Origin of the sequence: Pseudomonas fluorescens group sp. (genome assembly GCF_020093335.1) — a bacterium.
In the GTDB taxonomy this organism is placed as follows: domain Bacteria; phylum Pseudomonadota; class Gammaproteobacteria; order Pseudomonadales; family Pseudomonadaceae; genus Aquipseudomonas; species Aquipseudomonas petroselini.
In genome coordinates, this window is the sequence record NZ_JAIOKW010000071.1 from 1 (window position 1) to 11,076 (window position 11,076).

At 62.8% G+C, this 11,076-nt stretch carries 12 protein-coding genes and 1 pseudogene; 10 read left to right on the top strand and 3 right to left on the bottom strand.

Annotated features, from left to right (window positions below; genetic code table 11):
• Positions 1–85: 85 nt before the first annotated feature.
• Both leuD and leuC read right to left on the bottom strand, forming a co-directional pair.
• Positions 86–700, bottom strand: coding sequence for a 3-isopropylmalate dehydratase small subunit (gene leuD, locus K7431_RS30460; RefSeq protein ID WP_012723296.1), 615 nt, complete (start codon positions 698–700; stop codon positions 86–88).
• Positions 697–2,115, bottom strand: coding sequence for a 3-isopropylmalate dehydratase large subunit (gene leuC, locus K7431_RS30465; protein ID WP_012723295.1), 1,419 nt, complete (start codon positions 2,113–2,115; stop codon positions 697–699). The genes leuD and leuC overlap by 4 nt, the downstream gene beginning before the upstream one ends.
• 288 nt (positions 2,116–2,403) lie before the next feature.
• On the opposite strand from leuC, the gene K7431_RS30470 reads away from it, so the two are divergent.
• Genes K7431_RS30470 through K7431_RS30505 form a run of 8 tightly spaced genes read left to right on the top strand, consistent with a single transcriptional unit; the run spans position 2,404 to position 8,515 of the window.
• A complete protein-coding gene (locus K7431_RS30470) occupies positions 2,404–3,606 on the top strand; it encodes a PepSY-associated TM helix domain-containing protein (protein WP_012723294.1) in 1,203 nt (400 codons plus the stop codon).
• Positions 3,603–4,139, top strand: coding sequence for a hypothetical protein (locus K7431_RS30475; protein ID WP_012723293.1), 537 nt, complete (start codon positions 3,603–3,605; stop codon positions 4,137–4,139). Before K7431_RS30470 ends, K7431_RS30475 begins: the two co-directional genes overlap by 4 nt.
• On the top strand, positions 4,136–4,465 hold the full coding sequence (locus tag K7431_RS30480) for a hypothetical protein (protein WP_012723292.1): 330 nt from the start codon (positions 4,136–4,138) through the stop codon (positions 4,463–4,465). The genes K7431_RS30475 and K7431_RS30480 overlap by 4 nt, the downstream gene beginning before the upstream one ends.
• Positions 4,462–5,022 carry a DUF6162 family protein gene (locus K7431_RS30485; protein ID WP_012723291.1) on the top strand — a complete coding sequence of 187 codons (561 nt, stop codon included), beginning with the start codon at positions 4,462–4,464 and terminating at the stop codon, positions 5,020–5,022. The genes K7431_RS30480 and K7431_RS30485 overlap by 4 nt, the downstream gene beginning before the upstream one ends.
• Positions 5,023–5,041: 19 nt before the next feature.
• Positions 5,042–5,962, top strand: coding sequence for a metal ABC transporter substrate-binding protein (locus K7431_RS30490; protein WP_012723290.1), 921 nt, complete (start codon positions 5,042–5,044; stop codon positions 5,960–5,962).
• The gene (locus K7431_RS30495; protein ID WP_012723289.1) at positions 5,959–6,705 is read left to right on the top strand and encodes a metal ABC transporter ATP-binding protein; all 747 of its coding nucleotides are present in this window, start codon (positions 5,959–5,961) and stop codon (positions 6,703–6,705) included. The genes K7431_RS30490 and K7431_RS30495 overlap by 4 nt, the downstream gene beginning before the upstream one ends.
• Positions 6,702–7,601, top strand: coding sequence for a metal ABC transporter permease (locus K7431_RS30500; protein WP_012723288.1), 900 nt, complete (start codon positions 6,702–6,704; stop codon positions 7,599–7,601). The genes K7431_RS30495 and K7431_RS30500 overlap by 4 nt, the downstream gene beginning before the upstream one ends.
• Positions 7,601–8,515, top strand: coding sequence for a metal ABC transporter solute-binding protein, Zn/Mn family (locus K7431_RS30505; RefSeq protein WP_012723287.1), 915 nt, complete (start codon positions 7,601–7,603; stop codon positions 8,513–8,515). Before K7431_RS30500 ends, K7431_RS30505 begins: the two co-directional genes overlap by 1 nt.
• Before the next feature lie 156 nt (positions 8,516–8,671).
• On the opposite strand, the gene K7431_RS30510 is transcribed toward K7431_RS30505, so the two are convergent.
• Positions 8,672–9,385 (bottom strand): UTRA domain-containing protein, encoded by a 714-nt coding sequence (locus tag K7431_RS30510; protein ID WP_043205112.1) that lies wholly within the window; start codon positions 9,383–9,385, stop codon positions 8,672–8,674.
• A 347-nt stretch (positions 9,386–9,732) separates the two neighbouring features.
• On the opposite strand from K7431_RS30510, the gene K7431_RS30515 reads away from it, so the two are divergent.
• A complete protein-coding gene (locus tag K7431_RS30515) occupies positions 9,733–10,809 on the top strand; it encodes an ABC transporter substrate-binding protein (RefSeq protein WP_012723285.1) in 1,077 nt (358 codons plus the stop codon).
• Positions 10,810–10,899: 90 nt separating this feature from the next.
• Positions 10,900–11,076 (top strand): annotated as a pseudogene (locus K7431_RS30520) (alkaline phosphatase family protein); the annotation flags it as partial.

Genomic DNA, 11,076 nt, shown 5'->3' on the forward strand with positions numbered 1-11,076 from the left:
CGATTGCAGGGTGTCAGTCACTCAAAAGTTGACTGACCCACCGCCATCGGGGGCAAGCCCCCTCCCACATTTGGATTTAAGTGTGTCAGTTGAGCCAGGGATTGGCTTGCAGGTGGCGTTGTTCGAACGCTTTGATTTGCTCGCTGCGTTGTAACGTACTGCCGATGGCATCCAGGCCAAGCAACAACGCCGTCTTGCGCAGGGTATCGATCTGGAACGGGATCACCTGGCCATCCGCCAAGCGGATCTGCTGGACTTCAAGGTCGATACTGATCAGCGCCTGTTCCGCCTGGCTGACAGCCTTGCCCAACGACTGCAACACCGCCTCGTCCAGGGTGATCAACAACACCCCGTTACGCTGGCAATTGTCATAGAAGATCCCGGCAAAGCTGCTGCCGATCAAGGCGCGGATGCCCATTTGCTTCAGCCCCCACACCGCATGCTCACGGCTGGAGCCGCAACCGAAGTTCGGCCCTACCACCATGAAACGTGCGCCCTGCCAGGCCGGCTGGTTCAGCACGAACTCGGGGTTGGGCTCGCCGGACGGTAAGAAGCGCAGGTCGAAGAACAGCCCCCGGTCCAGGCCATTGCGGTCAATGCCCTTGAGGAACTGCTTGGGCATGATCACATCGGTGTCGATATTGGCCGCTAGCATCGGCGCGGCCTTGCCGGTGACCAGAGTGAAGGGTTGCAAGCTCATGGGCGTGCTCCAAAGTGGCGGACATCTGTGAGGCGGCCGGTAATGGCGGCAGCGGCAACCATCGCCGGGCTCATCAGGTGGGTGCGTGCGCCCGCGCCCTGGCGGCCTTCGAAGTTGCGGTTGGTGCTGGAGGCGCAGCGATCGCCGGGGGCCAGCACATCGTCGTTCATCGCCAGGCACATCGAGCAGCCGGACTGGCGCCATTCAAAGCCGGCGTCGATAAAAATCGCTGCCAACCCTTCGGCTTCAGCCTGGTCACGCACTTCGGTGGAGCCCGGCACGATCATCGCCCGTACGTGCTCGGCCACCTGCTTGCCGCGCACCACGCGGGCGGCGTCGCGCAGGTCTTCGATGCGGGCGTTGGTGCAGGAGCCGATAAACGCATGGCTGATGACGATATCGCTCAACGGCATGCCGGCTTCCAGGCCCATGTAGCGGAGGGCGCGGCGCATGTCCTGGCGCAGGATCAGGTCGCTGACCTCCTGCGGGTCGGGCACGCGGGCGCCAATGGGTGCGACTTGGTCGGGGCTGGTGCCCCAGGTGACCATGGGTTCCAGGGTGGCGACGTCGAGTTGCACCTCTTGGTCGAAGACCGCGTTGGCATCCGAGTGCAGCAAGCGCCAGCCCACCAGCGCCTGCTCCCACAGCGCGCCGTGTGGCGCGCGCGGCTTGCCCTTGAGGTAGGCGAAGACTTTTTCGTCCGGCGCCATGAACGCGCCGCGCGCCCCGGCTTCCACCGCCATGTTGCAGAGGGTCATGCGCGCCTCGACGCTCAGCGCATCGACAGTGGCGCCGCAAAACTCAATGGCATAACCGGTGGCACCCGAGGCGCCGATCTTGCCGATCAGCGCCATGATCACGTCCTTGGACGTCAGGCCTGGCGCCAGGTCGCCGTATACGCTCACGCGCATGGTTTTCAGGCGCTTGTAGACCAGGGTCTGGGAAGCCAGCAGGTGTTCGATTTCCGAGGTACCGATGCCAAAACCGAAGGCCCCCAGGGCCCCGTACGTGGTGGTGTGGCTGTCGCCGGCGGCAATCACCATGCCCGGCAGGATAAAGCCCTGTTCCGGGGCGACCACGTGTTCGATGCCTTGGCGCTTGTCGAGGATGTCCAGCAGTTCGATGCCGAAGTCGCGGCAATTCTCCGCCAGGTAAGACACTTGCCGCGCGCCGCCGGCATCCGGCATCGCCGCGATGCGCTTGGGCGTAGTCGGGTTCACATGGTCGACCACCGCCAGCGCCGTGCCCGGGCGCCAAACGTTGCGCCCGGCCTCACGCAAGCCGCTGAAGGCCTGGGGGCTGGTGTACTCGTTGATCACCTGGCGATCTATATAAAGCAGGACATGGCCCTGGTCATCCAGGGCACACACCGTGTGGGAATCGATGTGTTTGTCGTAGAGGGTTCTGGCAGTCATGTTCCTGGGCTCACTTTTGTAGGCGCTCGCTCAACGGCATGCGCCCATCCTACGCAGCCGCCCCGCCCCATCAATGCCGCCAGGGTGATGGCTTGGAACATGTTTCGTGTTCGATCGAGGCGTTAAAGCGCCCTGAATGTGAACCTGAAACATTTTCTTTCATATACGCCTTAGGGATTTCTCATTCTCATCCGTCTTAACTTAGATACAGCCTGTCGCGTCAGCAAAAGCTACGACTGGCCTTTTTCGGGCCTTCACTGCCCCCCTCCGATCAAGACCCTCATTCACATGTCGAAGAAGTCGCGCTCCAAACTCTGGTTTCTCGTGCATAGCTGGCTGGCATTGCCCATCTGGTTCTTTGTACTGATCGTCTGCGTCACCGGCACCCTGGCGGTGGTCAGCCAGGAGATCGTCTGGCTGGCCAACCCGGATATCCGTGCGAGCAAACCGTCGGATGACGCCGAACCGCTGAGCTTTGACCAGGTGATCGCCGCGATCAAGCGTGACGAGCCCCAGGTGATCGTCCGCTCGATCATCCGCCCCGACGAATCGCACTTTGCACTCAGCGTCGGCCTGAGCTACCCCGACGGGCGTTCGGTCGAGGCTTACGCCAACCCCTACACCGGCGCGATCCAGGGCATCAGCCCGGCGTTCAACTTCCAGCAATTCACGCGCGCGCTGCACGGCTGGTGGCTGGTGCCGTTTACCAACGGCTATAGCTGGGGCTGGTACCTGGTGTCCTTCCTCGGCTTGCCGTTGTTGGCGTCACTGGTCACCGGGCTGGTGGTGTACAAGCGGTTCTGGAAAGGTTTTTTCCGGCCGACCCTGCGTATCCGCCACGGAGCGCGGATCTTCTGGGGCGACTTCCACCGCCTGAGCGGCATCTGGTCGATCTGGTTTATCGCGGTTATCTCGATTACCGGCACTTGGTTCCTGATCCAGGCATTCCTGGGGGACAACCAGATCTCCATCTCCAGCGAGCCGATTGTCCCGGTGATTGCCCGCGAGAAAGTGCCGACTTCCGCCCCTGGCGTACCGGCGCCCATGATCCCGCTCGACGACGCCATCAAGATCGCGACCCAACGCATTCCGGGCCTGGATGCAACGTTCGCGTTCCTGCCGCTCAACGCCTACAGCCATCTGCAGATTGGCGGGCGCGGTTGGTACCCGCTGATGTTCCAGACCGCGCAACTGAACCCCTATAACGGTGAAATCGCCGTCTCGCACCTGCTCTCCGACCGCACCACCCTGGAGTTCGTCACCGAATCCATGCGCCCCCTGCACACCGGCGACTTCGGTGGCCTGTGGATCAAGCTGATCTGGGCATTTTTTGGCCTGGTACTGAGCATGATGGTGTTGAGTGGCCTGCTGATCTGGACCAAGCGCACCGCCCTGGCAACGCTCAATGCGCTCAAGCGTGAAGCCAAGGCCCAACACAAGCCCGTTGCCATCCCGGCCATGCAGGCTGAAACCTCGGAGGCCCACCGATGAGCAAGGTCGCTGCTGTACCGCCTTCGCCGTTGCGCGCCTTCTGGCTGAAATGGCGCTTCCATATCAATGTGCTGCTGTTGCTGGTGCCCCTGGGCTTCATGCCCAAGTACTTCGCCGATGCGGCGCTGTTTCGCGGCGATGCCGGCATCGGCGAGCGCGTGGCCGGCGAGGTGCAGGTCGGGCCCTGGAGCCTGACCCTCGCGGAATTTCGCGATGAAGGCCCGAGCCCCGACCCGGCCGGCCCGATGAAGTTTTTCAACGCATCCCTGTGCGACACCTGCGCCAACCAGGTCAAGGCCACCTACCTGCGTATCGGCAAACCGCGCAGCCTGCGGGCCGCCGGGGTGATCTTCTTCGGCACGCCATACCGCATGGGCGCCGCCCTGCCGATTCCGGAACGCACGCCAGCCGACGCTGAAGTCTGGATCACCATGGAAGGCTGGGACGGCAGCATGCACCAGGGTTCCATCCCGTTGAGCCAGGCCTCGCCTGCCACTATTGCCTGGCTGAACAAGCAAGGAGTTAAACCATGACTTTGATGCGCCTGACCCGCGCCTGCGGCGTGCTGTTGCTGAGCGCCGGCTTCAGTACCGTCGCCCTGGCCCACAACCCGATGTGCGAGTGCAAGGAAATCCCCGGCGAGCAGATCCAGTGCAAGGGAGGCTTCTCCGACGGCAGCGGCGCGCCCGGCGTGACCCTGGATGTGATCGGCTACGACGAAACCATCCTGCTGCCCGGCAAGCTTGGCGAGGACTCCACGCTGACCTTCAAGAAGCCGTCCGCCGAGTTCTATGTGTTGTTTGATGCAGGCCCCGGCCACGTGGTGGAAATCGACCAAGCGGATATCCAGCCACAATGAGTACCACACAGGTTGTACGCCCCGCAGGTGCCGGTCACGAAACCCTCTACGTGCTGTTGTTGTGCCTGATCATCCTGGCGGTGGCGGGTTCGGTGATCGCGCTGCACGGTGAGTCCCAGGAAGTGGCGGCCGTCCCCAGCCATCAATTGGACGCCCGTCGCGACCTGAGCGCCGCCGAGCAAGGCATCTACGCCGACCTGCGGGTGACCCTGGACGAGATCCAGCTGTTGCAGCAAGAGCAAAGCGCGCTGCCCAGCCCGGCGCAACTGGCCGAAGAAGGCTTCGCGCCGTTCGCCCAGGACGCCAGCTCGGTCAGCCGTGGTGATCATCGTTGGCAATTGCTGGCACCCTCGGCCTACCTGGGCTTGAGCCAGGCGTCGGGTACCAGCGGCTCGCTGCTGATGCGCGTGCACGGTGCCGAGCCGGATATCTGGCTCAACCGCCAAGCCAACCTCGCCGCCCCTTCCGACCTCTCTGACCAGGCGCTGATCGCAGCCGGCTGGCAGCAGGTGGTCGCGCAATTCGATGCCGGCGTCACCCGCCAGCACCGTCACTGAACGAGAAGACCGATTGCCCATGTCTACTTCATCCCCCCTGTTGCGCCTGTTGCTGGTTGGCCTGTTCAGCCTGATGCTCGCCCCGCTCGCCAATGCCGAAGCGAGTAAACGCCTGCGAATCGGCATCACCCTGCACCCTTATTACAGCTACGTGGCCAACATCGTCGGCGACAAAGCCGAGGTGGTGCCGCTGATTCCGGCCGGTTTCAACCCGCATGCCTACGAGCCGCGCGCCGAAGACATCAAGCGCATCGGCACCCTGGACGTGATCGTGCTCAACGGCGTCGGCCATGATGATTTCGCCGACCGCATGATCGCCACCAGCGAACGCCCGGACATCCCGGTGATCGAGGCCAACGCCAACGTGCCACTGCTGGCCGCTACCGGCAACGCCGCACGCGGTGCGGGCAAGGTGGTCAACCCGCATACCTTCCTGTCGATCAGCGCGTCGATTGCCCAGGTCAATAACATCGCCCGCGAACTGGGCAAGCTCGACCCGGACAACGCCAAGGCCTACACCCAGAACGCCCGCGCCTACGGCAAGCGCCTGCGCCAGATGCGCGCCGATGCCCTGGCCAAGTTGACCAGCGCCCCCAACCCGGACCTGCGCGTGGCCACCGTACACGCCGCCTACGACTACCTGCTGCGCGAATTCGGCCTGGAAGTCACCGCCGTGGTCGAACCGGCCCACGGCATCGAGCCCAGCCCCAGCCAGTTGAAGAAAACCATCGATGAACTGCGCGCTCTGGACGTGAAGGTGATCTTCTCGGAGATGGACTTCCCGTCCACCTACGTCGACACCATCCAGCGTGAATCCGGGGTCAAGCTGTACCCGCTGTCGCATATTTCCTACGGCGAATACAGCGCCGAGAAGTACGAAGTGGAAATGACCGGCAACCTTAATACCGTGGTGCGGGCGATTCAGGAGTCGGGCGCATGACGGCGGCGGAACAACTGAAGGCGGTCAGCGTCGGCCCGACGCTTGAGTTCGATAAGGTCTCCCTGACCTTGGGTCGCACCGCGATCCTGAATGACGTGAGTTTCCAGGTACAGCCGGGCAGCATTCATGCGCTGGTCGGACCGAACGGCGGCGGGAAAAGCTCGCTGATCAAGACATTGCTGGGGCAAACCCCGCATCAGGGCACGTTGAGCCTGCACTGGCCGACCACGCCCGGCACCATCGGTTATGTGCCCCAGGCCTTGGAGTTCGATCGCGGGCTGCCGATGACCGTCGATGACTTCATGGCTGCCATGTGCCAGCGACGCCCGGCGTTTCTCGGCCTGTCCAAGCAGTACGCCGGTGCTATTGGCGAGGCGCTGGAGCGAGTCGGCATGCAGGACAAACGCAAGCGCCGCATGGGCGCGTTATCTGGCGGTGAGCGTCAGCGCGTGTTGCTGGCCCAGGGGCTGATCCCGGCGCCGCACCTGCTGGTACTGGATGAACCGATGTCGGCCCTCGACGAAGCCGGTATCCAGGTGTTCGAACGCCTGCTCAATGACTGGCGCCTGGCCGGGATCACCGTGCTGTGGATCGAGCACGACCTGGAAGCCGTGGGCCGCCTGGCCGACCGCGTCACCGGTCTCAACCGCCGTGTGCTGTTCGACGCCACGCCCAAGGAGGCGCTGACCCCGGACCGCCTGCTGACCCTGTTCTCCACCCACCCTCGGAGCCCGGCGCAATGAGTTATGAAGCCTTTCGCTTGATGGTCCAGGGCTGGGCCTCTTCCGGTTACCTGCCGGAGGCGCTGGCCTACGGTTTTGTGGTCAACGCCCTGCTCGCCGGTCTGCTGATCGGCCCGGTGCTGGGCGGCCTGGGCACGCTGGTGGTGGTCAAGCGCTTCGCGTTTTTCTCCGAAGCGGTCGGCCACGCCGCGCTGACCGGCGTCGCCGTGGGCATTCTGCTCGGCGAACCCTACACCGGGCCCTACGGCAGCCTGTTCGGCTACTGCCTGTTGTTCGGCATCCTGCTCAACTACCTGCGCAACCGCACGGGCTTGGCGCCGGATACCTTGATCGGCGTGTTCCTGTCGGTGTCGCTGGCATTGGGGGCGAGCCTGTTGCTGATCCTGGCCGGCAAGATCAACGTGCATATCCTGGAAAACGTGCTGTTTGGCTCAGTGCTGACGGTCAATGGCAACGATCTGGCGGTGCTGGCAATTGTCGGCGCGCTGGTGATGGCCCTGGCGCTGCCCTTGTACAACCGCATCATGCTCGCCAGCTTCAACCCGCAACTGGCGGCAGTGCGCGGCGTGGCGGTCAAGACCCTGGATTACCTGTTCGTGATCCTGGTGACGCTGATCACCGTCGCGGCGGTCAAGGTGATCGGCGCGATTCTGGTGGGGGCCCTGTTGGTGATACCTGCCGCCGCGGCGCGCCTGTTGAGCCAGTCGCTCAAAGGCTTCTTCTGGGTGTCGGTGGTGATCGCCACCGTCAGCACCCTGTGCGGCATCCTGCTGCCGATCATCTTCGACCTGCCGATCCCCTCCGGTGCCGCCATCATTCTGGTCGCCGGTATTGCCTTCGCCCTGGCCGCCATCGCGCGCGGCACCGTGCCCAGCCTCAAAGGGAACCTTGGATAATGCGCTCCGTTCTTCACCCCCTGGCCCTGGCCATCGCCTGCTTATTCACTACGCCATTGATGGCGACCGAAGCCGCCAAACCCGCTGCCCACGCGGCAAAACCGGTCAAAGTGCTGGCCTCGCTGCCGATCACCTACGGCCTCGCTGACGTGCTGCTCAAAGGCACCGACGTGCAATTGGAGCGAGCCGCTCCGGCCAACTTGCCCGGTTCGCGCCAGGTGTCCTACTTCACCGGCCGCGGCGCGCAGGCCCTGAGCACGTTGGCGCTGGACGCCGACGCCGCCATCGGCCTGCGCTCGCTCTGGGCTGATGACCCGCTGTACCCGGTGGCGCGACGCAGCAATATCCGCATCGTTGAAGTCGACGCCGCCCGCCCGGTGGATGGCGGTTTGCCGGGCATCGCGGTGCAGCCAGGTGTCACCGATGGCCTGAACAGCCAGCCGTGGCAGTCGAGCAACAATATGGGCCGCATGGCCGATGTGCTGGCCGCCGACCTGAGCCGCCTGGCGCCCACCGCCAAGCCGAAGATCGACGCCAACCTCGCCACCCTCAAGCAACGCCTGCTCAAGCTCACCGCCGACAGCGAGGCGCGACTGGCCAAGGCGGATAACCTGAGCGTGGTCAGCTTGAGTGATCACTTCGCGTACCTGGTCAGCGGTTTAAACCTGGAAGTGCTCAGCACCGACGCACGGCCTGACGCCGATTGGACGCCCGAGGCGTTGCAGGCATTCAGTGCCGAGTTGAAGGACAACGACGTCGCAGTGGTGCTGCATCATCGCCAGCCGAGTGAGGCGGTCAAGGCCGCGGTTGCAGCCGGCGGTTCGCAGTTGCTGGTGCTGAATGTCGACGGTGCGGAGCCGGTGACAGAGCTGGAAACCAATGTGGACCAGGTGATCAAGGCGCTCACACCCTAACATCTAAATAGAATTGTTGTAGTGAGCGGGCTTGCCCCGCGCTGGGTGGCGAAGCCGCCCCAAAACCCGACACCGCGGTGCACCTGACACCCTGAGGGGGGCTCGGTTGGGGCGGCTTCACCACCCAGCGCGGGGCAAGCCCGCTCACTACATGTCTCAGACCACATCCACGCCGACGTGGATGGCATCGTGCCGCCAGAACTCCAGGTCGCAGTCGATCAAACGCTGGTGCTGGTCATAGTTGACCCGGGCGATCCGCAAGCCTGGGCTGCCCACCGACACGCGTAATGCGGCGGCGGCTTCGACCGGCAGTGACGTCGGCACGATTTCAAAGCGTACGCGCCCGTAGTGCAGGTCGTACTTGCGCGCATACAGTTCGGTCATCGACTGATTCAAATCGCAGTCCAGAATCCCCGGAAAATACTGCGGGTTCAGGTAGTGCTCCACATACAACACCAAGCGCCCATCAATCCGCCGGCCCCGACAAATCTGGATCACGCTGGACAGCGCCGGCAGTTGCAACCACGCACACACCGCCGCCGAAGCCGGTTGCAGCCGTGCAGAGATCACTTCGGTGGACGCCACGCGCCCCTGATCGCTGACCATCGCGTGAAAATGGCTGCGCTGCATCAGGTTGTAGGCCAGTCGCGGCGGCGAGACAAACCAGCCGCGCCGCTCCTCGCGATAGATCTGGCCTTGGGCCTCAAGTTGTAACAAGGCTTCCCGCACCGTGATCCGAGTGGTACCAAACAACTCGCTGAGCTTGCGCTCGGCGGGCAGTTTGCTGGCAGGCGGCAACAGGCCGTGGTCAATCTGCTCTTGCAGCGCCAGGCCAATGGAGGTCACCGCCTTGATTGCCTCATCTCGCATCAACGTTACCTATCTGGACTAGACCAGCACCGATGAGGTGCACAAACCGCTCCGTAATCGGGCTTGCCTTACTGCGTGCCAGCCTAGGCATTACAGATGACCGACAGATGACAGTCCGTGTACATCTTCCACAGCACACCCTGCAATACATCGGCCAAGTCCAATCCCTACGGGCACTTGGGCATGATCTACGCTAAGTCAGCGCGCAGCGACATCAGCGCTTTGAAAACGACATCGACATGAAACTGTCATCCATCGCGTCTAGATTGGCTCAGGTATTGCTCTGACCTAGACCAACAACACCGTCGAAACAAACGCCGCGTTGAAAACGCCCAAAGGAGCTTCGGATGAAACAGCTTTTCCTGGCATCACTGTTAGGCTCGACTATTGCCATGTGCACCGCCGCCATGGCCGCTGATACCGATCTAAAAACCCTGGAAGCTGCCGCTAAGGCAGAAGGCGCTGTAAACAGCGTCGGCATGCCCGATGACTGGGCCAACTGGAAAGGCACCTGGGAAGACCTGGCGTCGAAATACGGCCTAAAGCACATCGACACCGACATGAGCTCGGCCCAGGAAATCGCCAAGTTCAAGGCCGAGAAAGACAACGCCAGCGCCGACATCGGCGACGTCGGCGCGGCGTTCGGTCCAATCGCGGTGAAGCAGGAAGTCACCCAGCCGTACAAACCGTCCACCTGGGCCCAGGTGCCGGATTGGGCTAAAGACAAAGACGGTCACTGGGCATTGGCCTACACCGGCACCATCGCGTTTATCGTCAACAAGAAGCTGCTGCACGGCTCTGAAGTACCTACAAGCTGGGCTGACCTGCAGAGCGGCAAGTACAAGGTCTCCATTGGTGACGTAAGCACCGCGGCACAAGCGGCCAACGGTGTACTGGCAGCCGCCATCGCCAATAAAGGCGACGAAAAGAACATCGCCCCCGGCCTGCAATTCTTCACCAAGATCGCCCAGCAAGGCCGTCTCTCGCTGTCCAACCCGACCATCGCCACCATGGAGAAAGGCGAAGTCGAAGTGGGCGTGGTCTGGGACTTCAACGGCCTGAGCTACAAGGCCAAGATGGCCAACCCGGATGACTACGTGGTGTTGATCCCATCGGACGGCTCGGTTAAATCCGGCTACACCACCATCATCAACAAATACGCCAAGCACCCGAACGCCGCCAAGCTGACCCGCGAGTACATCTTCAGCGATGCCGGCCAGCTCAACCTGGCGAAAGGCAATGCACGTCCGATCCGCGCTGAAACCGACCTGAAACTGCCGGCCGACATCGCCAAGAACCTGATCCCGGGCGAGCAGTACACCAAGGCCAACCCGCAGCCGATCAAGGATGCCGATGCGTGGGAAGCGACGTCCAAGAAGCTGCCGCAGCTGTGGAACGAGCAAGTCATCGTAGAGATGAAGTAAACCTGCCTCCCACATTGGAGCTCCACTGGAGATCCAATGTGGGAGGGGGCAAGCCCCCTCCCACACTTGAACCCAGATGCTCCAGGAATATTGAGTCAAGTCCATCGTTGCGGAGCGCCAGCCCCCATGAAGCACAATGTCATCCTAGTCGTGCTCGACGGCCTGAACTTCGAGGTTGCCCGACACGCCATGGGGCACTTGCAGGCCTATGTCGGCGCAGGACGCGCAGCCCTCTACAAACTGGAATGTGAACTGCCCGCCCTGTCC